A 21,676-nucleotide genomic window follows, 5' to 3' on the forward strand; every position below is an offset into this window, starting at 1 on the left:
GCTCACTCGCCACGCGGGCCACCTGCCGGTGGCCCGCGTCACCCGCGTCAGCGCGCGGTGCGCTCGTGGACGTCGGCGACCAGGCGGGTCAGCGCGTCCGGGTCGGTCGTGGGGAGCACCCCGTGGCCGAGGTTGAAGATGTGGCCCTCCAGGCCCGCCGCGGCGTCGAGCACCTCGCCCGTCTTCGCGCGGACGGCCTCCGGGGTGGAGAACAGCACGGCCGGGTCCAGGTTGCCCTGGAGGGCCTTGCCGGGGCCGACGCGGCGGGCGGCCTCGTCCATCGGCACCCGCCAGTCGACGCCGACGACGTCCGCGCCCGCCTCGCCCATCAGGCCGAGGAGTTCGCCGGTGCCCACGCCGAAGTGGATGCGCGGCACGCCGTACGGGGCGACGGCGTCGAAGACCTTCACGGACGCCGGCATGACCGAGCGGCGGTAGTCGGCGGGGGCGAGGGAGCCGACCCAGGAGTCGAAGAGCTGCACCGCGGAGGCGCCGGCCTCGATCTGCACCTTGAGGAAGGCGGCGGTGATGCCGGCGAGGCGGTCGAGCAGGTCGGCCCAGAGCTCCGGGTCGCCGTACATCAGGGCCTTGGTGTTCTCGTGGTTGCGCGAAGGGCCGCCCTCGACCAGGTAGCTGGCGAGGGTGTAGGGCGCGCCGGCGAAGCCGATGAGGGGGGTCGGGCCGAGTTCCCGGGTGAGCATCCCGATGGCTTCGGTGACGTAGTGGACGTCGTCCGGGGTGAGGTCGCGCAGCCGCCGCAGGTCCTCGCGGGTGCGGATGGGCTCGGCGACGACGGGGCCCACGCCGGGCTTGATGTCGAGGTCGATGCCGATGGCCTTCAGCGGGACCACGATGTCGCTGAAGTAGATGGCGGCGTCGACCTTGTGGCGGCGCACGGGCTGGAGGGTGATCTCGGTGACCAGTTCGGGGCGCATGCACGAGTCGAGCATCCCGATGCCCTCACGGACCTTCAGGTACTCGGGCAGTGAGCGTCCTGCCTGGCGCATGAACCAGACGGGCGTGTGCGGCACCGGCTCGCGGCGGCACGCCCTGAGGAACGCGGAGTCGTAGGTCTCGGTCTGCCGGCCCGTGGCCGGGGTGTCCCCCGTGCGGGCGGAGCCTCGGGCGTGGGGAAGGTCGTTGGCGCTCACGCACCGAATCTTCGCACGTACGGGACAACAGGCCGCCCCGGGCCGGGTGTCCCTCCCTGCGCGAAGCCGCCGTTCCGCCTACTCTTCCCCGCATGGCTGCGGCTCAGGGACATTTTTCGGATCATTCCAACGGCATCGGCGCGACGGAACGCGCGGAGCAGAATGCCGTGCCGCCGGCCTTCGGCTCGGCGGTGGAGGCGTTGCGCTCGGCGCGGCTGCGGCCGGAGATGGAGATCGATCCGACCAGGCCGCCGCAGAAGCTGGCGCCGTACGCGTATGCCCTGGAGGCGGCGGTGGTCGACGGCGACGACGACCTCGCCGACGGCCGGCTCGTCCTGCTGCACGACCCGGCCGGGCACGACGCCTGGCAGGGCACCTTCCGGCTGGTGACCCTGGTGCGCGCGGAGCTGGAGCCGGAGATGGCCGCCGACCCGCTGCTGCCGGAGGTCTGCTGGTCGTGGCTGACGGGTGCGCTGGAGGCCCGCGGGCTCTCCTACGGGGAGCCGAGCGGCACCGTCACCCGCGCGGGGTCTCACTATTTCGGTGGACTCTCCGACCGGCGTCCGGCGACGCAGATCGAGATCCGTGCCTCGTGGACCCCCGAGGAGGGGCCGCAGGGCGTGCCGGACACCGCCGCACACCTCGCGGCCTGGTGCGATCTGCTGTGCCAGATCGCCGGGCTGCCGCCTTCTCCGTCGGGTGCCGCGGACTGGGCGACGGGTGTGGTGTCGCTGCCGCAGCGGCGCGGTCCGCAGCACCCCTGAGGCGGCGGGCACGGCGCCACCGGAACACTGGCGAAGGCCGTCCGGGAGCACGGCCCGTTCGTACCATGATCGATCACGTATCCGATTTGCCCGAATTGTTCCTCACTAAATCGTGATCATTCTCTAAAGGCGGACGGGTTCGGTGCCGAAGAGGTCAATGACCTAACTGCACGGTTCGACCCCGGCTTACTCCCCGAGCCGGCCCCCGTCCCGCACCTTCCAGGAGGCCTGGTGTCCGTTCTTCTCGAGCAGCCCGCAAGCCTGGTCGCCTACCGCCCGAACAAGCCGACGGCCATGGTCGTCGTGGCCGACCCACGCGTCCGTTCCACCGTCACCCGCCATCTGTGGGCTCTCGGGGTCCGGGACGTGATCGAGGCATCGTCCATCGCGGAGGCACGTCCCCGCGTCGGCAACCCGCGCGACATCTGCGTGGCCGACGTCCATCTGCCCGACGGTTCCGGGCTGACCCTGCTGTCCGAGACCCGCGCCGCGGGCTGGCCCAACGGACTCGCCCTGTCCGCCGCCGACGACATCGGCGCCGTGCGCAACGCCCTGGCCGGCGGCGTCAAGGGCTATGTCGTCACCGGTACGCGCACCAACATCGGCCACCCCACCCGTCCCGGCGCCGCCCCCATCGGCGCCGCGGCCGGCCGGATGCACCGCCGCCCCCCGGGTACCCCGAGCCACCCGGGCGGCTACCGCGAGCTGTCCGGCCGTGAGGTCGAGGTGCTCCGTCTGGTGGCGGAGGGCCAGTCGAACAAGGCGATCGGCGTCTCCATGGGGCTGTCCGCCCTGACCGTCAAGAGCCACCTCGCCCGCATCGCCCGCAAGCTCGGCACGGGCGACCGCGCCGGCATGGTGGCGGTCGCCCTGCGCACCGGAATCATCCACTGACCCCACCCGTCCCGCCCTCCACGCCCGTCGACGGAACGTTCCGTCGACGGGCGTCTTCCGTCGACGGATACCCTTGACACGTGACCGACGCCCAAGAGACCGCAGCGCAGACATCACTGCGAACCACCGGGGGCGCTCCCCCGGACAACGGCGTCCCTGCCGGAGGACTGCCCACCCCGCTGCTGGAGCCCCGTGAGGGCATCCCGCCCGTCGTCGCCGACGAGGAGGCGCTCGCCGCGGTGACCGCGGCCTTCGCCGCCGGATCCGGCCCCGTCGCCGTCGACGCGGAACGCGCGTCGGGCTACCGCTACGGCCAGCGCGCCTACCTGGTGCAGCTCCGCCGTGAAGGCGCCGGGACGGCACTGATCGACCCCGTCGGCTGCCCCGACCTGTCCGGCCTCGGCGAGGCGCTCGCCGGCACCGAGTGGATCCTGCACGCAGCCACCCAGGACCTGCCCTGCCTGCGGGACATAGGCATGCGCCCCACCCGGCTGTTCGACACCGAGCTCGCCGGACGGCTCGCGGGCTTCCCGCGCGTCGGCCTCGGCGCGATGGTGGAGAGCGTCCTCGGCTACGCCCTGGAGAAGGGCCACTCCGCGGTCGACTGGTCGACCCGCCCGCTGCCCGAGCCCTGGCTGCGCTACGCCGCCCTCGACGTGGAGCTCCTCGTCGACCTGCGCGACGCGCTGGAGAAGGAGCTGGACCGGCAGGGGAAGCTGGAGTGGGCCCTGGAGGAGTTCGACGCGATCGCGTCGGCCCCGCCCGCGCCGCCGCGCAAGGACCCCTGGCGCCGCACCTCGGGGATGCACAAGGTGCGCCGCCGCCGTCAGATGGCGGTCGTGCGGGAGCTGTGGAACACCCGCGACCGGATCGCGCAGCGGCGCGACGTGTCCCCCGGCAAGGTGCTGGGCGACGCGGCGATCGTCGAGGCGGCCCTGGCCCTGCCCACGGGCGTCCAGGCGCTCACCGCCCTGCCCGGCTTCGGGCAGCGCATGGGACGCCGTCAGCTCGAACAGTGGCAGGCGGCCGTGGACCGCGCGAAGGCGCTGCCCGACAACGAGCTGCCGCAGCCCGGCCAGTCCGTGGCGGGCCCGCCGCCGCCGCGCTCCTGGGCGGACAAGGACCCGGCGGCGGCGGCCCGGCTGTCGGCGGCCCGCGCCGCGGTCACCGCGCTCGCCGAGGAACTGAACATGCCCCAGGAGAACCTGCTCTCGCCGGACACGGTCCGCCGGGTCTGCTGGGAGCCGCCCGCCCCGCTCACCCCGGACGCGGTCTCCGCCGCGCTGACCGCGCTCGGCGCCCGCGCCTGGCAGGTCACGCTGACGGCCCCGCTGCTCGTCCAGGCCCTGACGGCCCGGGCGCCGGGGGCATAGCCCGGCTCGTCCAGGCCCTGACGGTCCGGGCGCCGGGGGCATAGCCCGGCTCGGGGCGGGCGCGTCGGGCGGGGCGCAGCCCGGCTCCGGGCACGCGCCGCCCCCGGGCTGGCAGGAGGTCCGCCCTCCGGTCACGCCGCGCCGACGGACGAAGGCGCGGGGTGCCCACCGCCCGGCCGCGCGCCGTCGTGGGCCCGGCGGGCCGGACGCCGGCGGGCGACGAGCCCCACGGCCCGTCCCGCGCCCGCGCCCCGGGGCCGCACCGCCGCCCCGCGCATCCTTCGGGGGAACTGTGCGCGGCCCGCGTGGGGCGGGGCCCGCCCGGTGGTACGAGCTGGGTGATGTCCAGCCCTCCCGACCACTCAGCGCGCCCGACGCCGCCCCCGCAGCCGCCGGGGCACGAGGCGCCGCGCGTCCCCGAGGTCCTGCGCACGGCGGCCGCCTTCTCCTGGCGGATCATCGTCGTGGGCGCCCTGGTGTTCGGGGTGTTCTCCCTGCTCGGCCGGTTCCACAAGCTCGGTGTCGCGGTCTTCCTCGGGCTGGTGATCACCGCGGTGCTCCGCCCGGTCGCGGGCCTGCTGTCCCGCTGGATGCCGAGGGCCGCGGCGGTGGCCGTGTCCCTGATCGGCAGCCTCCTGCTGCTCCTCGGGCTCGGCGCGCTGGTCGGCGAGGCGGTGGCGGGCGAGCGCGCGGAGCTGATGCGGGAGTTCACCACCGGGATCGACCGGATCGAACGCTGGCTGGAGCAGCCGCCGTTCCGGATCGCCCCGGAGGCGCTGACCGACATCCAGCACCGCATCGGCGAGTTCCTGTCCAGCCACCGCTCCACCGTGATCAGCACCGCCATCAGCGGGGCCGACCGCCTGGTGGAGGTGCTGACGGTGCTCGCGCTCGCGGTGTTCTGCTCGGTCTTCTTCATCCACTCCGGGGACCGCCAGTGGGCCTGGTTCCGCGAGGAGCTGCCGGCCGCCGCGCGGGAGCGGGTCTCGGTCGCGGGCTCCGCCGCCTGGCGGACCTTCACCGGCTACACCCACGGCATCCTGCTGGTGGCCGCGGTCAACGCGGTCCTGGTCGGGATCGCGCTGTTCGCCCTCGGGGTGCCCCTGGCCGTACCGCTGGCGCTGCTGGAGTTCGTCGCGGCCTTCGTCCCGCTCATCGGGTCGCCCATCGCGCTCGCCGTGGCGGCGGTGGTGGCGCTGGCGGCGAAAGGCCCGCTGGTGGCCGGGATCGTGGTCGCGCTGATCGTGGTGATCGGCCAGATCGAGGGGCATCTGCTGCACCCGATCGTGATGAGCTGGGCGGTCCGGCTGCACCCGGTGGTGGTCGCGCTGGCCGTGATCGGGGGCGCGGTCGCCGCCGGGGTGATCGGCGCGGTGGCGGCCGTGCCGCTGGTCGCCGTCCTGTGGTCGGTGCGCCAGGCCCTGCGCGCCGACCGGGCGGCGCGCGCCGGCCGGGCCCCGTCCGGCTGACCGGCGCCCGGCCCGCCCGGGAGGGCTCGTCCGGCCGGTTTCGGCTCCCCTCCGGTGCGGGGAGAGCCACTACTGGGTGTGACCTTCGCCGCTCCCGCCCCAAGGGGTGGGCAGCCTGGTTACCCACAAGTAGCATGGGCCGAGCAAGCGCACGCTCAGGCGTGTGTGCCGCAGCAGTGCCACCCCGCACCCTGGAGGAGAGCCATCGTGCCTCGTACCGTCAGGGACGTCGTCTTCGTCGACGGCGTCCGCACCCCGTTCGGCAAGGCGGGCCCGAAGGGCATCTACCACGAGACCCGCGCCGACGATCTCGTCGTCAAGGCCATCCGGGAGCTGCTGCGCCGCAACCCGGCGCTCGACCCCAAGAAGATCGACGAGGTCGCGATCGCGGCGACCACCCAGATCGGCGACCAGGGTCTGACGATCGGCCGCACCGCCGGCATCCTCGCCGGGCTGCCCCAGTCCGTGCCGGGCTACTCCATCGACCGCATGTGCGCGGGCGCCCTCACCGCCGTGACCTCGGTCGCCGGCAGCGTGGCCTTCGGCGCGTACGACATCGCCGTGGCCGGCGGCGTCGAGCACATGGGCCGCCACCCGATGGGCGAGGGCGTCGACCCGAACCCGCGGTTCGTGAGCGAGAAGCTGGTCGACGAGTCCGCCCTGTTCATGGGCATGACCGCCGAGAACCTGCACGACCGCTACCCCACCATCACCAAGCAGCGCGCCGACGAGTACGCCGTGCGCTCGCAGGAGAAGGCCGCCAAGGCGTACGCCGACGGCAAGATCCAGCAGGACCTGGTACCGGTGTCGGTGCGCCGCACCAACCCCGAGGCCGGCGAGACCGGCTGGGGTCTGGTCACCGCCGACGAGCCGATGCGCCCGGGTACGACGCTGGAGTCGCTGGCCGGCCTGAAGACGCCGTTCCGTGTCCACGGCCGCGTCACCGCGGGCAACGCGGCGGGCCTCAACGACGGCGCCACCGCCTCGCTCATCGCCTCCGAGGACTTCGCCCGGGAGAACAACCTCCCGGTCAAGATGCGCCTGGTCGCGTACTCCTTCGCCGGTGTCGAGCCCGAGGTCATGGGCTACGGCCCGATCCCGGCCACCGAGAAGGCGCTCGCCCAGGCGGGCCTGTCCATCTCGGACATCGGTCTCTTCGAGATCAACGAGGCCTTCGCCGTGCAGGTGCTGGCCTTCCTGGAGCACTACGGCATCGCCGACGACGACGCCCGCGTCAACCAGTACGGCGGGGCCATCGCGTTCGGCCACCCGCTGGCCTCCTCCGGCGTGCGTCTGATGACGCAGCTCGCCCGGCAGTTCGAGGACCAGCCCGAGGTCCGCTACGGCCTCACGACCATGTGCGTCGGCTTCGGCATGGGCGCCACCGTCATCTGGGAGAACCCGCACCACAAGGACGCCGGAGGCGACAAGTGACCACCACCGCTGAGCTTCTGAAGGGCGCGGCCGAGCTGTTCCCCGACGAGGTCGTGACGCAGGCGCACGTGCGCCACCTCGACCTCCCCGGCGGTGCCGGGCGCTTCGCGCTCATCACGCTGGACAACGGCCACGACCACACCAAGCCGACCACCGTCGGCCCGCAGTCCCTGGCCAACCTGGACGCCGCCCTCGACCAGGTCGAGAAGGAGGCCGCCGAGGGCTCCATCGTGGGCGTCGGCGTCACGGGCAAGCCGTTCATCTTCGCGGTCGGCGCCGACCTCAAGGGCGTCGAGCTGCTGAAGCGGCACAAGGACGCGCTGGCGATCGGCAAGGGCGGTCACGACGTCTTCAAGCGTCTGTCCGGCCTCGCCGTGCCGACCTTCGCGTACTACAACGGCGCCGCGATGGGCGGCGGTGTCGAGATCGGCCTGCACTGCGCCTACCGCACCGTCTCGCAGGCGATCCCCGCCTTCTCGCTGCCCGAGGTCTTCCTCGGCCTGGTACCGGGCTGGGGCGGCTGCACCATCCTGCCGAACCTGATCGGCGCCGAGAAGGCCGTCTCGGTCATCATCGAGAACTCGCTGAACCAGAACAAGCAGCTCAAGGGCGCCCAGGTCTTCGACCTCGGCATCGCCGACGCCCTCTTCGAGGGCGCGGACTTCCTGGAGCAGTCGCTGATCTGGACGGCGTCCGTCCTCAAGGGCGAGATCGTCGTCGAGCGTCCCGGCGTGGACCGCGGCGAGGCGTGGGACGCGGCCGTCGCCAAGGGCCGCTTCGTCGCCGACTCCAAGGTGCACGGCGCCGCCCCGGCCGCCTACCGGGCCCTCGACATCATCGAGGCCGCCAAGGACGGCGACCTGCAGAAGGGCTTCGACGCCGAGGACCAGGCCCTGGCCGACCTCATCATGGGCGGCGAACTGCGCTCCGGCATCTACGCCTTCAACCTGGTGCAGAAGCGCGGCAAGCGCCCCGCGGGCGCCCCGGACAAGTCGCTGGCCCGCCCGGTCACCAAGGTCGGTGTCGTCGGCGCCGGTCTGATGGCCTCGCAGCTCGCCCTGCTGTTCCTGCGCCGCCTCGAAGTGCCGGTCGTGCTGACCGACATCGACCAGGAGCGCGTCGACAAGGGCGTGGGCTACGTCCACGCCGAGATCGAGAAGCTGCTCGGCAAGGGCCGCATCAACCAGGACAAGGCCAACCGCCTGAAGGCCCTGGTCACCGGTGTGCTCGACAAGGCCGAGGGCTTCGCGGACGCGGACTTCGTCATCGAGGCCGTGTTCGAGGAGATGTCCGTCAAGCAGAAGGTGTTCGCGGAGGTCGAGGCGGTCGCCCCGGCGCACGCCGTCCTCGCCACCAACACCTCGTCGCTGTCGGTCTCCGAGATGGCGTCCAAGCTCCAGCACCCCGAGCGGGTCGTCGGCTTCCACTTCTTCAACCCGGTCGCGATCCTCCCGCTGCTGGAGATCGTCCGCGGCGAGCAGACGGACGACGCGTCCCTCGCCACCGCGTTCGGTGTCGCGAAGAAGCTGAAGAAGACCGCGGTCCTCACCAAGGACGCCCCGGCGTTCGTCGTGAACCGCATCCTCACCCGCTTCATGGGCGAGATCCAGAACGTCATCGACGAGGGCACCCCGGTGGCCACCGCCGAGAAGGCCGTCGAGCCGCTCGGTCTGCCGATGTCGCCGCTGGTCCTGCTGGAGCTCGTGGGCCCGGCCATCGGCCTGCACGTCTCCGAGACCCTGAACCGCGCCTTCCCGGAGCGCTTCACCGTCTCCCCCAACCTGAAGGCCGTCGTCGAGGCGGGCAAGCGGGGCTTCTACGTCTACGATTCCGGCAAGCCGGAGCTGGACCCGGAGGTCGCCGCGCTCCTGAAGCAGGGCGACAGCGTCCTGACCGAGGAGCAGGTCCGCGACCGCGTCCTGGACGCCGTCGCCCAGGAGATCGGCCTGATGCTGGACGAGGGTGTCGTCGCCGAGGCGCAGGACATCGACCTCTGCCTGATCACGGGCGCCGGCTGGCCCTTCCACCTGGGCGGCATCACGCCGTACCTGGACCGTGAGGGTGTCTCGGAGCGCGTGAACGGCAAGCCGTTCCTGGCACCGGGCGTCGCGAGCGTGCCCGCGTAGCGGAACCCGCAACAGGGACCGGGCCGTACGGGAGTCTCCCGTACGGCCCGGTCCTCTTCGCGCTCCGCCCGCCGGGGCGGCGTCAGTTCAGCGGCTTCCAGCGGCCGAGGGCGAAGCCGTCCTCCGCCGTCTTCTGCCGGTTGAGGAGCGGCTGCCCGCCGGGCGGCAGGACCGCGGCGACGAGCCCCCGCTCCCCGTCGGGGCACAGGGCGAGCGACAGGCCGCCGCCGGCGCCGGGCGCCGTGGGGGTCCACCAGGCGCCCGCGTCCTCGTTGCCGGTCGGGTAGGCGGCGAAGGCGATCTCGCCGTCCGCGGTCTCCTGGGCGAGGACCGTGCAGGGGTGGCCGTCGATGGTGGCGGCGGCCGGGACCAGCGGACCGGGGCCCGCGGCCTCCAGCAGCAGCCGGGCGTCCTCCTCGTGGCCCGGCGCCCAGCGCCGGACGGTGCCGTCCTCGTCGCTGAAGAACAGCACGACCTCGCCGCTCTGCGTGGTGAGCGCGGAGAACACCGCGGGCGTGGTCGCCACCTCCAACCGCTCGGCCGCGGCGAAGGCGGCGCCCGGCTTCTCCTGCGTCCACCGGGCGACGGAGGTCGCGTCGGCGACGAACAGTTCGACCAGCCCCTCCCCGTCGACGGCCGCGGCGATGGTCTCGCGGACCCGCCGGCCGCCGAGGTCCTGCCAGCGCCCCCAGCCGCCGTTGGTCTGCTGGAGGCGGACGCTCACACCCCCGCCGCCGTTCTTGAGCGCCACGCACAGCCGGCCCGCGCCGTCGACGACGGCGGCCGGGTCGCCCGTCCACTTGGCGATCCTGTTGGGGTGGCCCAGCGACGACCAGCCCAGCATGGGGCGCCCGGTCTGGAACTGGACCGCGTGCACCAGCTCCAGGTTGCCGTCGGCGGTGCGCCGCCCGCCGACGAGGTGCACATAGCCGTCCTCGCCCTGGGCGAGGACGACCCGGGGCAGTACGCCGGGAGCGGGCAGCCGGTCCGGCCCCTGCCAGCCGGAGCCGTGCTCCGTCCAGCGCACCACCTCCTGCTCACCGGGCAGGAACAGGGAGAGCCGGCCGTCCCTCCCCCGGGTGAGCCAGCTTCCGGAGACCTGGGGGGAGCCCTGTGGTCCGCTGTCGGGGGGAGTCGTCACGGGCGCAGTAGCCATGGCAGTCCATCGCGTCTGAAAGGGTCGAGTAGGTGTTCGGTCACCACCTCACAGTGTCTCAGTCCCCGGACGCCACCGGAACGCCGACCCCGATTTTCGCGGACCTCGTCCGGTGCCTGCGAAGCTGGCCCCATGGACACCCTGCTCGTCGTGGACGCGGCCAATGTCGTGGGTTCGGTGCCGGACGGCTGGTGGCGTGACCGGCGGGCCGCGGCCGAGCGGCTGAGGGACGCGCTGGCGGCGCCGGACGGCCAGTCGGCGGTGTCCGGCCCGGTCGCGATCGTGATGGTCGTCGAAGGGGCCGCCCGCCCCGTGGCGTCGGTGCCCGGCGTGCTCGTCGAGGCCGCTCCCGGCAGCGGCGACGACACGATCGCCGAACTCGCGGCCCGGGCCGGACGGGAGGGCCGTCCGTGCGTGGTGGTGACCGCCGACCGGGGCCTGCGGGAGCGTGTCACCGCCCACGGGGCGCGCTGCGCGGGCCCCCGGTCGGTCCGCCGCCGCTGAGCGCGGCACGCGGCCCGGCAGGGGGCCCTGCGGGCCTCAGTAGCGGGCGTCCTGGCCCGCCTTGCCGAGACGGCTGTGCTTGCGCCCGTAGAGGGCGTACACGATGCAGCCGATGACCATCCACACCGCGAACCGGAACCAGGTCTCGGACGGCAGGTTGAGCATCAGCCACACCGAGGCGGCGATCGACACGATCGGGAGGAACGGCACCCAGGGGGTGCGGAAGGCGCGGTGCAGGTCGGGACGCGTACGGCGCAGGATGATCACGCCGAGGGCGACCACGACGAAGGCGAACAGCGTGCCGATGTTCACCAGGGCCGCCAGCTCGTTGATGCTGGTGAAGCCGGCGACGATCGCGATGACCACACCCAGGAGGATCGTCGGGCGGTACGGGGTGCGGAAGCGCGGGTGGGTCTTGGAGAAGAACCGGGGAAGCAGCCCGTCGCGGCTCATGGCGAAGAACACCCGGGTCTGGCCCAGCAGCAGGATCATGCAGACGGTCGTCAGGCCGACCGCGGCGCCGAAACTGATCACGCCCGCGTAGAACGGATGGCCGACCGCCTTGAAGGCGTCCGCCAGTGGCGCGGTCACGGACAGCTCGCTGTAGTGCTGCATGCCGGTGACCACCAGGGAGACCGCCACGTAGAGCACCGTGCAGATGAGCAGCGAGCCGAGGATGCCGCGCGGCATGTCGCGCTGCGGCAGCTTGGTCTCCTCGGCGGCGGTGGCCACCACGTCGAAGCCGATGAAGGCGAAGAACACGATCGACGCGGCGGTGAAGATGCCCATCACGCCGAAGTTGGTCGGCTCGTAGCCGAACATGAGCTGGACCAGCGGCGCGTCCCAGCCGGAGCCGGACGTCTGTCCCTGGGCCTCGGGGACGAAGGGCTTGTAGTTGTCCGCCTTGATGAAGAAGAGACCGGCGATGATCACGATCATGACCACGGTCACCTTGATCGCGACCACGACCGCGGTGATCCGGGCGGACAGCTTCATGCCGAGGACGAGGATCGCCGTCAGCACCAGGATGAGCAGGAAGGCCAGCAGGTCGAAGGTGCCTCCCGCGACGTCCGGCCCCTCCAGCGCCGCCGGCAGATGCCAGCCGGCGTTGTCCAGCAGCGATCTGACGTAGCCGGACCAGCCGACGGCGACCACCGCGGTGCCGAGCGCGAACTCCAGGACGAGGTCCCAGCCGATGATCCAGGCGGGCAGCTCGCCGAGCGAGGCGTACGAGAACGTGTACGCGGAGCCCGCCACCGGGACGGTGGAGGCGAACTCGGCGTAGCACAGGGCCGCCAGGGCGCAGACGACACCGGCGACGACGAAGGCCAGCGCCGTAGCGGGCCCCGCGGTCTCCTTGGCGACCTTGCCCGTGAGGACGAAGATGCCGGTGCCGATGATGACGCCGACGCCGAAGACCGTCAGGTCGAGGGCGGAGAGGGATTTCTTGAGAGCGTGCTCCGGCTCCTCCGTGTCCCGGATCGACTGCTCGACCGTCTTGGTACGGAAGGCCCCGCCCCGGCCGCCCGCTGGGTCTGTATCTGTGCTCACCGCTGCACCTCCACACTTGTCGTCCCGGCCATGATCGGGACGAAGGGTGGTCCGCGGAGTACCCAAGAGGGGCCGGTTCAACCGAATGGGCCGGAGGGACCACCCTTACAGGGTGTCCCTCCGGCCCGTGGCCGGCACGTCGTGCTCACACGATCGGTGCGTGACGTCCACATCCGCCGCGCGGACGGGATGGTGGCGGGGTGTCAGTCGCGGACCGGCTCGACCGCCTCGGTGCCGAGCCGTCCGTCGAGCTTGGAGACCAGACCGGTGACCTGACGGGCGATGTCCGGCGCGGTGAGACCGATCTCCGCCATGACCTCCTTGCGGGAGGCGTGGTCCAGGAAACGCGGCGGGATGCCGAAGTCGCGCAGCGGCACGTCCACGCCCGCGTCGCGCAGGGCCTGGGCGATCGCGGAGCCGACACCGCCGACGCGGCTGTTGTCCTCGACGGTGACGACGACCCGGTGGCGCTCGGCGAGCGGGGCGAGGGCCTCGTCCACGGGCTTGACCCAGCGGGGGTCGACGACCGTCGTCGAGATGCCCTGGGCGTCCAGCAGACCGGCGATCTCCAGGCACATCGGGGCGAGCGCCCCGACCGACACCAGCAGGACGTCGGGCCGCTCCGTGCCGGCGTGCCGCAGGACGTCCATGCCGCCCGCCGTGCCGACGGCCTTCACCGCGGGGCCGACGGCGCCCTTGGAGAAGCGCACCACGGTCGGCGCGTCGTCCACCTCGACCGCCTCGCGGAGCTGGGCGCGCACCTGGTCGGCGTCGCGCGGGGCGGCGATCCGCAGGCCGGGCACGACCTGGAGGATCGACATGTCCCACATGCCGTTGTGGGAGGCGCCGTCCGTACCGGTGACACCGGCACGGTCGAGGACGAAGGTCACACCGCACCGGTGCAGGGCCACGTCCATCAGCACCTGGTCGAAGGCGCGGTTCAGGAACGTCGCGTACACCGCGAAGACGGGGTGGAGGCCGCCGGTGGCGAGGCCGGCCGCGGAGACCGCGCCGTGCTGCTCGGCGATGCCGACGTCGTACACCCGGTCGGGGTACGCCTTGGCGAACTTGTCCAGGCCCACGGGCTGGAGCATCGCCGCCGTGATCGCCACGACGTCCTGGCGCTCCTTGCCGAGCTTGACCATCTCCTCGCCGAAGACGGAGGTCCAGTCCAGGCCGGAGGAGGAGATCGGCAGGCCCGTGTCGGGGTGGATCCTGCCGACCGCGTGGAAGCGGTCCGCCTCGTCGGCGAGGGCGGGCTGGTAGCCGCGGCCCTTCTCGGTGAGGCAGTGGACGATGACCGGGCCGCCGAAGCGCTTGGCGCGGGCGAGCGCGGACTCCAGGGCCTCGATGTCGTGGCCGTCGATGGGGCCGACGTACTTCAGCCCGAGGTCCTCGAACATGCCCTGCGGGGCGATGAAGTCCTTGAGGCCCTTCTTGGCGCCGTGGAGCGTCTCGTAGAGCGGCTTCCCGACGACCGGGGTGCGCTCCAGGATGTCCTTGCCGCGGGCCAGGAAGCGCTCGTAGCCGTCGGTGGTGCGCAGCGTGGCCAGGTGGTTGGCGAGGCCGCCGATGGTGGGGGCGTAGGAGCGCTCGTTGTCGTTGACGACGATCACCAGCGGGCGGTCCTTGGCGGCGGCGATGTTGTTCAGCGCCTCCCAGGCCATACCGCCGGTCAGGGCACCGTCGCCGATGACGGCGACGACGTGGTCGTCCTTCTTCAGGACCTCGTTCGCCTTGGCGAGGCCGTCGGCCCAGCCGAGGACGGTGGAGGCGTGGGAGTTCTCGATGACGTCGTGCTCGGACTCGGCCTGGGAGGGGTAGCCGGAGAGGCCGCCCTTCATCTTCAGCTTGGAGAAGTCCTGACGTCCGGTCAGCAGCTTGTGCACATAGCTCTGGTGTCCGGTGTCCCACAGGACCTTGTCCCGGGGCGATTCGAAGACCCGGTGGAGCGCGATGGTCAGCTCGACCACACCGAGGTTGGGTCCCAGGTGACCGCCGGTCTTGGACACGGCGTCCACCAGGAAGGTCCGGATCTCTGCGGCCAGCTGCTCCAGCTGCTCCGGGCCGAGCCGGTCCAGGTCGCGCGGTCCCCTGATTCGGGAAAGCAGTGCCACCCGTGCCTCCTTGCATTGAGCTGATCGAGCATGCCGATTGCCCGAGTCTAATGTTCCGGCCGCGATCTTGGTCATCCGGCAGTGCGTTCTGTGTCACGGCTGTGGCACGGACGCAGCAGTGCCCGGCACCGTGAGGTGCCGGGCACTGGGGGGACCGGGTCAGGCGCGGCCTGCGGTCTTCTGGGTCTTGCGGGTGATGGAGTCGATGACGACGGTGGCGAGGAGGACGCCGCCGGTGATCATGTACTGGATCGGGGTGGCGATGCCTTCGAGGGCGAGGCCGTACTGGATCGAGACGATGACCATGACGCCGAGGAGGGCGTTCCAGGTGCGTCCGCGGCCGCCGAAGAGGCTGGTGCCGCCGATGACGGCGGCGGCGATGACGTTCATGAGGAGGTCGCCGGCGCCGGCGCTCTGGTTGGCGGCGGCGATCTTGGAGGCCCAGAACAGTCCGCCGACGGCGGCGAAGAGTCCGGCGAGGGCGAAGACGGACACCCGGACGGCGGTGACGTTGATACCGGCGCGGCGGGAGGCCTCGACGCTGCCGCCGAGGGCGAAGATCTTGCGTCCGTAGGCGGTGCGGCGGAGCACGAAGTCGGTGATCACGAGCACGGCGAGGAACAGGACCAGGGCCAGCGGCAGGCCCTTGTACTGGTTGAACATCACCGCGGCGGCGAACGCGATCACCGCGAGGACGACGGTGCGCAGCACGATGTCGGACAGGGGGCGGGAGGGGACGCCGGCGGTGGCGCGGCGCTTGTTGTCGAGGAAGGAGGAGAGGAAGAAGCCGGCGACGGCGAGGGCGGCGAGGCCGTAGGCGGCGGCGACGTCGGTGAAGTAGTAGGTGGTGAGCTGTCCGACGACGCCTTCGCCGTCGAGGTTGATGGTGCCGTTCTCGCCCAGGAGCTGGAGCATGAAGCCGAGCCAGAACAGCAGGCCGGCGAGGGTGACGGCGAACGCGGGGGCGCCGATCTTGGCGAAGAAGAAGCCGTGCAGGGCGCCGATCGCGGCGCCGCTCACGAGGGCGACCAGGACGGCGAGCCATTCGTTCATGCCGTGGGTGACCGACAGGACGGCGACGATGGCGCCGGAGACGCCGGACACGGAGCCGACGGACAGGTCGATCTCGCCGAGGAGGAGGACGAAGATGATGCCGACGGCCATCATGCCGGTGGCGACCATGGTCACGGCGATGTTGGACAGGTTCTCCGCGGAGAGGAACTGCCCGTTCATGCTCTGGAAGATCACCGCGATGACGATCAGGCCGATGACGACCGGGATCGAGCCGAGGTCGCCGGCGTGGAGCTTGCGCCGGAACTCCGACAGGTAGCCCTTCAGGCCCTGCTCGCGCACCAGCAGGCGGGGGTCGACCGCGGTGACCGCGTCGTGCGCGGCCTCCGGGTTGCCGACCGGCACGTCCGCGGTGGTGGTGGTCTTGTCGATGCCGGTCACTTCTGGACCTCCGCGTTGCGCGCCGCACGGCGGGTCACGGCGTTGTCCGTGGCACCGGTGATGGCGGAGATGATCTCTTCCTGCGAGGTCGACTTCACGTCGAACACACCGTTGTTGCGGCCCAGCCGCAGCACCGCGACCTTGTCCGCGACGGCCTTCACATCCGCCATGTTGTGGCTGATGAGGATCACCGCGTGACCCCGCTCGCGCAGCCGTTCCACCAGGTCCAGGACCTGCGCGGTCTGCTCCACGCCCAGCGCCGCGGTCGGCTCGTCCAGGATCACCAGCTTCGGCGCGCCCAGCATCGAACGGGCGATCGCCACCGTCTGACGCTGACCGCCCGACAGCGACGCGATCGGGATCCGCACACTCGGGATCCGGATCGACAGCGTCTTCAGCAGCTCCAGCGCACGCCGCTCCATCTCCACCTCGTCCAGGACACCGCGCTTGCGCAGCTCCCGGCCGAGGTAGAGGTTGCCGACGACGTCGATGTTGTCGCACAGCGCGAGGTCCTGGTAGACCGTCGCGATGCCCAGGTCCTGGGCGTCGTGGGGGCGGGTGATGGAGACCTTGCGGCCCTCCCACTCGATCGCGCCCTCGTCGATCGGGTGCACACCGGCGATCGTCTTGACCAGCGTGGACTTTCCGGCACCGTTGTCACCCACCAGGGCGACCACCTCACCGGCGTGGACCTCAAGCTCTACGTCGGTGAGCGCCTGGACGGCACCGAACCGCTTGGAGACCCCGCGCAACGCCAACACGGGCGTAGCGGACACGTGAACCATCTCCTTCGCCGCCTGACCGGCGGGGATCCCGCACCCCCCGCTGTCTGGGGGCGGCACGGTGGCTGAGCAGTACGAACCGCGTGCGGACGACACCACACGCGAGTGTCCCCCCGGCATCCCGTCCCCGCAGCGGGGGCTGAAGGACGGAGACGGGACACCGAAAGGCTTCCACGGGACGACAACCGCCCCGGAAGGAACCGGAGCCCTGTGGGCGCCGCCGGCCTGTGCGGCCTCGGCGCGGGCTCCTCGAGCGGCCCTGGGGCACGGTGGGGGCCGTGCCCCGAGGGGGGTGACCCCCGGGGCCCGGGCGGACTACTTCAGACCGAGCTGGTCGCACGCCGCCTTGAACTTCGGGGTGCAGATCTCCTGGACCGTGTAGACGCCGTCCTTGACGACCGTGTCCTGGATGTTGTCCTTGGTCAGGGAGACGACCGGGACGAGGACGGACGGGACGCCCTTGGTGGTGGGGCTGTCGACCTTGGAGGTGGCGACCGAGTCGAGCGACTCGCCCTTGGCGAGGGCGACGGCCATCTCGGCGGCCGCGGCGGCCTCCGGCGCGTACGGCTTGTAGACGCTCATGAACTGCTCACCCGCGACGATGCGCTGCACACCGGCGAGCTCGGCGTCCTGGCCGGTGACGGGCGGGAGCGGGGTGATGCCGGCGGCCTTGAGGGCGGTGATGATGCCGCCGGCCATGCCGTCGTTGGCGGAGTACACGCCGACGATCTTGTCCTTGCCGAGGGCCGAGATCGCCGCCTCCATGTTGGCGTTGGCGTTCTCCGGCTTCCACTCCTTGGTGTCGTACTCCTTGCCGACGGTGACCTTGCCGTCGAGCTCGGCGTGCGCGCCCTTCTTGAACAGCGCGGCGTTCGGGTCGGTGATCGCGCCGTTCATCATCACGATCTGGCCGCCCTTGGCCTTGTCGCCCAGGGCCTCCACGAGGGCCTTGCCCTGGACGTGGCCGACCTCTTCGTTGTCGAAGGAGGTGTAGGCGTCGATCGGGCCCTCGGCCAGGCGGTCGAAGGCGACGACGGGGATGCCGGCGTCCTTGGCCTTCTTCACACCGCCGGCGATGGCCTTCGAGTCGACCGCGTCCACGATCAGGGCGTCGACCTTGTTGGTGATCATGGTGTCGACCTGCTGCGTCTGCAGCGTGGCGTCCTGCTTGGCGTTGGCGTAGACGACCTTGGCCTTGTTGTTCGTCAGCTCGGCGATCTTCTTCTCGATCAGCGGCTTGTCGAACTTCTCGTAGCGGGCCGTCTGGTTCTCCGGAAGGAGAAGGCCGATCGTGATGTCGTCGCCCTTCTTCTCCGCGGACTCCTTGGTGCTGTCGCCGGACTCCTTGGCACTGCCGCACGCGGCGAGCGAGACGGCCATGGCGGTGGCGGCAGCGGCAACGGCGGCACGACGCAGATGTGCGTTCACGATGTAAACCTCCCTGACGAGGCCGCGTCGTTGCGGCCGAGGTGGCTGGAAGTCAACTCCGCCCCGCCGCCGCCGTCAAGGAGTAAATCCTTAACGAGATGACAACGGTGCCATCCGTTATCTAAGTGAAGGCGAGCGCACCGGCAGGCACGGCCGTGTCAGCTCCCTGCAAAAGCGTCGAATCGCCCATCTCGCTGAGCACCAGGGCCAGCGCGCCGAGCACCTCGGCACGTCCGCCGAGGGCCCCGGGCGCCACCGAGAGCTGCCGCGCCGCGCTGGGGATGGCGTAGCGCGAGACGGACTCGCGGATCGGCCCCAGCACCAGTTCGCCGGCCTCCGCCAGATCGCCGCCGAGCACCACCCGGCTGGGGTTGAGCAGATTGCAGAGGTTGGCCACACCGCTGCCGATGTGCCGGCCCACGTCGGCCACCACCCGGCGGCAGCCGGGGTCGCCCTCCCTGGCGAGCTGCACCACCCGCTCCATGGTCAGGTCGGTGCCGTGGCTCGGCTGGAGCAGCGGCAGGACGTAGCGGGCGGCGGCGAAGGTCTCCAGGCAGCCGCGGTTGCCGCAGCGGCACACCGGACCGGACTCGTCCAGCGTGATGTGCCCGATCTCGCCGGCGGTGCCGCCCGGGCCCCGGTAGATCTGACCCTCTATGACCAGCCCGGCGCCCACGCCGCTGGCGACCTTGATGTACGCGAGGTCCTTCACCCCGCGCCCGGCGCCCCACACCAGCTCGCCGAGCGCGCCGAGGTTGGCGTCGTTGTCGACGTAGACCGGGACGCCGAGGCGTGCGGAGAGCTCCTCGCTCGGGTTGATCCCCGTCCAGCCCGGCAGGATCGCCGTGGACCCGAGGGTGCCCGATTCGACGTCGATCGGGCCGGGCACGCCCAGGCCCACGCCGACCACCTTGTCCGGGCTGATGCCGGTGGCCTCGATCAGCCGCTTGACGAGCACCTCGGCCCGCCCGAAGCCCTCCGCGGACGAGGCGTCCACGTCCAGCGGCTCCGACTCCTCGGCGAGCACCTGGTGCGCGAGGTTGCCGACGGCGACCCGCAGATGGGTGTGCCCGAAGTCGACGCCGATCACGATGCCCGCGTCCCCGCTGAGCGAGACGCTGCGGGCCCGGCGGCCGCCCGCGGAGGTGGGCGTCACCTCGACCGTGCCGCCGTCCTTGAGCTCACGCACGATGTTGGAGACCGTGGCCGCGGAGAGCCCGGTGGTCCGGGCGATCTCCGCCTGCGTGAGCGAGCCGGCCATGCGCACGGCGCGCACGACCCGCTCGAGGTTGGCCCGGTGCAGAGATGTCTGCGATCCCGGAGTCTCCATCGACTCATCCACTCCTGCCCCCGGTGGACGGCACGACGACCGTCCCCGGCCGGGGCCACCACAAGGGAACCCCGACGTCTCTCCAACTTGTGAACTCTGAGTTCAACTCTCGGGGGGTTATTCCGTCAAGACCTTGAGCGGGGGCAACCTCCAATGAGCGACGCGGCGCGCCGGGGCCGGACGTGCCGGGGCCCCGCCGCACTGGTGCGCGACGGGGCCCGGTACACAGGGTTACGGGCGGGTCACTTCAGGGTGCCGGCCGTGAGGCCGGACTGGACCTGCCGCTGGAACGAGAGGTAGACGACGATGACCGGGAGCATCGCGATCGTCATGCCGGCGAAGATCACCGGCAGGTCGCCCTCGTAGCCCTGCTGCTGGTTGAGGAGCACCAGGCCCTGGGTGAGCACCGAGCGGTCCTTGTCGAAGCCGCTCTGCTGCTGCATCAGGGTCATCGGCAGGATGTACTGGTTCCACTGGCCGAGGACGTTGAAGATGCCGACGCTCAGCAGGCCGGGCTTCGCCATCGGGACCATCACCTGGAAGAAGATCCGGGTGTGCGAGGCGCCGTCGATGACGGCGGCCTCGTGGATCGCGGTCGGCAGCGTCCGGAAGAACGCGTGCATGAAGAAGACCGTGAACGGCAGCGAGTAGGCGACGTACACGAGGATCAGGCCCTGGTACGTGTTGAGCATGCCGAGCATGTCGATGAGGAAGTACAGGGGCACCAGGCCCAGGTACACCGGGAACATCGCGCCGGCCACGAAGAAGTAGTAGAAGAAGCGGTTGCCCGGGAACTCGTAGCGCGCCAGGACGTAGGCCGCCATCGCGCCGAGCAGCATGGTCAGCGGGATCGAGAAGACGAGCACGATCAGGGTGTTGGCGAAGTAGTCGCCGATGCCCTTCTCCCAGGCCCGCCCGAAGGCGTCGAAGTTCCAGTTCGACGGCCACGACCAGGCGCTGGAGCCGATCTCCGTGTCGGTCTTGAACGAACCGAGCAGCAGCCAGATCAGCGGCAGCACGATCATCACGGACCACAGGATGAGGAAGCCGTGCGAGAAGACGTTGAGGACCTTGCCCTCGTCGTCGCCCTTCCCGCCGGCTCCCTGGGGCCGGGCGCCGTTCTTCGCGTCGCGCGGGCCGGGGACGGCGTCCTTGGCGACGCCGTCGATCGTCCGGGTGTTCGACATGGCGTGGTTCCCCGCTCAGTATTCGATGCGCTCGCGGCGGCTGATCCGCAGCGTGACGAGGGACAGGATCAGCGTGAGGCCCAGGATCACGACGCCCATGGCGCAGGCGTAGCCGCTCTTCCCGAAGGAGAGGAAGTTACGCATCAGATAGGTCGCCATGACCTCGCTGTTGTGGTCCGGTCCGCCGCCGTAGCTGTTGCCCGGGGTCATGACCGAGATCAGGGCGAAGCAGTCCATCGCCAGGATCGCGAGATAGACCCAGGCCGTCTGGACGGTGTCCCACAGCAGCGGCAGCGTGACCCGGAAGAAGGACTGGGTGCGGCTGGCGCCGTCGAGCAGGGCGGCCTCGTAGATCTCCTTGGGCACCGACTGCATGGCGGCGGAGAACAGGACCAGGTAGAAGCCGACGCCCCACCACAGGAGGACGAAGGCCACGCACCACAGCACGAGATCGGGCTCGTTGAGCCATTCGATGGGGTGCGCGGGGTCGGAGAGTCCGAGTTTGATGAAGACGCCGTTGATGAGTCCGGCGACGTCACCCCGGTAGATCGCCCGCCACAGGACGGCGAGGATCGCGATGGACAGCACGTGCGGGACGAAGAACAGGATCTTGTAGAAGCCCGATCCCGCGACGCCGCGGATTCCGCCGGCGCCGCCCCGCCCGCCCACGTTCACCATGTAGGCGAAGAAGAGGGCGAGCAGGATGGTCGCGACGGGGAGGAAGAACAGGAGCAGGATGTTGTGCCACAGAGCCTTCAGGAACACCGAGTCCGAGAACAGCGCGGTGTAGTTGTCGAGGCCGACGAAACTCATCTCCTGCGACTGGCCCTGCCAGTTCGTGAAGGAGTATCCGAAGGTCTGCATGTACGGCCAGATCATGAAGACCGCGTACAGCACGACCGGTACGATCAGAAAACCGGTGACGAACCGGTACTTTCCCTGTTGCATGGCACCCTGC

Annotated in this window: 17 protein-coding genes; 7 read left to right on the plus strand and 10 right to left on the minus strand. The window is 71.2% G+C overall.

The genetic code is table 11. The annotated features are described in order from the left end of the window. Positions 1–47 precede the first annotated feature (47 nt). Positions 48–1,151: a uroporphyrinogen decarboxylase gene (gene hemE, locus JE024_RS07545; RefSeq protein WP_205372862.1), complete on the minus strand. Its 1,104-nt coding sequence runs from the start codon at positions 1,149–1,151 to the stop codon at positions 48–50. 92 nt (positions 1,152–1,243) lie between these two features. On the opposite strand from hemE, the gene JE024_RS07550 reads away from it, so the two are divergent. The 6 genes from JE024_RS07550 (at position 1,244) to JE024_RS07575 (ending at position 9,211) form a co-directional block, all read left to right on the plus strand. Next, entirely contained in the window at positions 1,244–1,915 is a 672-nt protein-coding gene (locus JE024_RS07550) for a DUF3000 domain-containing protein (RefSeq protein ID WP_205372863.1), read from the plus strand. A gap of 231 nt (positions 1,916–2,146) precedes the next feature. Beyond that, on the plus strand, positions 2,147–2,809 hold the full coding sequence (locus JE024_RS07555; RefSeq protein WP_018847923.1) for a helix-turn-helix transcriptional regulator: 663 nt from the start codon (positions 2,147–2,149) through the stop codon (positions 2,807–2,809). 80 nt (positions 2,810–2,889) lie between these two features. Then, positions 2,890–4,182, plus strand: a complete 1,293-nt coding sequence (locus JE024_RS07560) for a ribonuclease D (RefSeq protein ID WP_205372864.1) — start codon at positions 2,890–2,892, stop codon at positions 4,180–4,182. Positions 4,183–4,523: 341 nt separating this feature from the next. After that, on the plus strand, positions 4,524–5,651 hold the full coding sequence (locus JE024_RS07565; RefSeq protein WP_205372865.1) for an AI-2E family transporter: 1,128 nt from the start codon (positions 4,524–4,526) through the stop codon (positions 5,649–5,651). 207 nt (positions 5,652–5,858) lie between these two features. Continuing rightward, positions 5,859–7,085 carry a thiolase family protein gene (locus tag JE024_RS07570; RefSeq protein ID WP_205372866.1) on the plus strand — a complete coding sequence of 409 codons (1,227 nt, stop codon included), beginning with the start codon at positions 5,859–5,861 and terminating at the stop codon, positions 7,083–7,085. After that, positions 7,082–9,211, plus strand: a complete 2,130-nt coding sequence (locus tag JE024_RS07575) for a 3-hydroxyacyl-CoA dehydrogenase NAD-binding domain-containing protein (protein WP_205372867.1) — start codon at positions 7,082–7,084, stop codon at positions 9,209–9,211. The genes JE024_RS07570 and JE024_RS07575 overlap by 4 nt, the downstream gene beginning before the upstream one ends. 82 nt (positions 9,212–9,293) lie before the next feature. Here JE024_RS07575 and JE024_RS07580 read toward each other — a convergent pair whose 3' ends face one another. Continuing rightward, positions 9,294–10,352, minus strand: coding sequence for a PLL family lectin (locus JE024_RS07580; protein WP_244882658.1), 1,059 nt, complete (start codon positions 10,350–10,352; stop codon positions 9,294–9,296). A gap of 147 nt (positions 10,353–10,499) precedes the next feature. Here JE024_RS07580 and JE024_RS07585 point away from each other — a divergent pair, with 147 nt between their 5' ends. After that, a complete protein-coding gene (locus tag JE024_RS07585; protein ID WP_205372869.1) occupies positions 10,500–10,871 on the plus strand; it encodes an NTP pyrophosphohydrolase in 372 nt (123 codons plus the stop codon). 36 nt (positions 10,872–10,907) lie between these two features. Here the strand turns inward: JE024_RS07585 and JE024_RS07590 are convergent, their stop codons facing one another. From JE024_RS07590 to JE024_RS07625, 8 genes are all read right to left on the minus strand, one after another. Further along, positions 10,908–12,422 (minus strand): amino acid permease, encoded by a 1,515-nt coding sequence (locus JE024_RS07590; RefSeq protein WP_205372870.1) that lies wholly within the window; start codon positions 12,420–12,422, stop codon positions 10,908–10,910. Between the two features lie 203 nt (positions 12,423–12,625). Continuing rightward, positions 12,626–14,539: a 1-deoxy-D-xylulose-5-phosphate synthase gene (gene dxs, locus JE024_RS07595; protein ID WP_205372871.1), complete on the minus strand. Its 1,914-nt coding sequence runs from the start codon at positions 14,537–14,539 to the stop codon at positions 12,626–12,628. Between the two features lie 159 nt (positions 14,540–14,698). Continuing rightward, on the minus strand, positions 14,699–15,991 hold the full coding sequence (locus tag JE024_RS07600) for a sugar ABC transporter permease (RefSeq protein WP_205372872.1): 1,293 nt from the start codon (positions 15,989–15,991) through the stop codon (positions 14,699–14,701). Further along, positions 15,988–16,776 (minus strand): ATP-binding cassette domain-containing protein, encoded by a 789-nt coding sequence (locus JE024_RS07605; protein WP_205372873.1) that lies wholly within the window; start codon positions 16,774–16,776, stop codon positions 15,988–15,990. The genes JE024_RS07600 and JE024_RS07605 overlap by 4 nt, the downstream gene beginning before the upstream one ends. A 312-nt stretch (positions 16,777–17,088) precedes the next feature. Continuing rightward, positions 17,089–18,153, minus strand: a complete 1,065-nt coding sequence (locus JE024_RS07610) for a substrate-binding domain-containing protein (RefSeq protein WP_205376427.1) — start codon at positions 18,151–18,153, stop codon at positions 17,089–17,091. Between the two features lie 169 nt (positions 18,154–18,322). After that, positions 18,323–19,531, minus strand: coding sequence for an ROK family transcriptional regulator (locus tag JE024_RS07615; protein ID WP_205372874.1), 1,209 nt, complete (start codon positions 19,529–19,531; stop codon positions 18,323–18,325). A 242-nt stretch (positions 19,532–19,773) separates the two neighbouring features. Then, positions 19,774–20,718, minus strand: coding sequence for a carbohydrate ABC transporter permease (locus JE024_RS07620; RefSeq protein ID WP_205372875.1), 945 nt, complete (start codon positions 20,716–20,718; stop codon positions 19,774–19,776). A 15-nt stretch (positions 20,719–20,733) separates the two neighbouring features. Further along, positions 20,734–21,666, minus strand: coding sequence for a carbohydrate ABC transporter permease (locus tag JE024_RS07625; RefSeq protein WP_205372876.1), 933 nt, complete (start codon positions 21,664–21,666; stop codon positions 20,734–20,736). Positions 21,667–21,676 lie beyond the last annotated feature (10 nt).

The sequence above is a fragment of the Streptomyces zhihengii genome, from assembly GCF_016919245.1.
Classification (GTDB): domain Bacteria; phylum Actinomycetota; class Actinomycetes; order Streptomycetales; family Streptomycetaceae; genus Streptomyces; species Streptomyces zhihengii.

Excerpts from the sequence above, each read along its gene's own strand:
- JE024_RS07550 (WP_205372863.1), top strand. The coding sequence starts at position 1,244 with ATGGCTGCGGCTCAGGGACATTTTTCGGATCATTCCAACGGCATCGGC.
- JE024_RS07565 (WP_205372865.1), top strand. The coding sequence starts at position 4,524 with ATGTCCAGCCCTCCCGACCACTCAGCGCGCCCGACGCCGCCCCCGCAG.
- JE024_RS07585 (WP_205372869.1), top strand. The coding sequence starts at position 10,500 with ATGGACACCCTGCTCGTCGTGGACGCGGCCAATGTCGTGGGTTCGGTG.
- JE024_RS07605 (WP_205372873.1), bottom strand. The coding sequence starts at position 16,776 with ATGGTTCACGTGTCCGCTACGCCCGTGTTGGCGTTGCGCGGGGTCTCC.
- JE024_RS07610 (WP_205376427.1), bottom strand. The coding sequence starts at position 18,153 with ATGGCCGTCTCGCTCGCCGCGTGCGGCAGTGCCAAGGAGTCCGGCGAC.
- JE024_RS07615 (WP_205372874.1), bottom strand. The coding sequence starts at position 19,531 with ATGGAGACTCCGGGATCGCAGACATCTCTGCACCGGGCCAACCTCGAG.
- JE024_RS07620 (WP_205372875.1), bottom strand. The coding sequence starts at position 20,718 with ATGTCGAACACCCGGACGATCGACGGCGTCGCCAAGGACGCCGTCCCC.
- JE024_RS07625 (WP_205372876.1), bottom strand. The coding sequence starts at position 21,666 with ATGCAACAGGGAAAGTACCGGTTCGTCACCGGTTTTCTGATCGTACCG.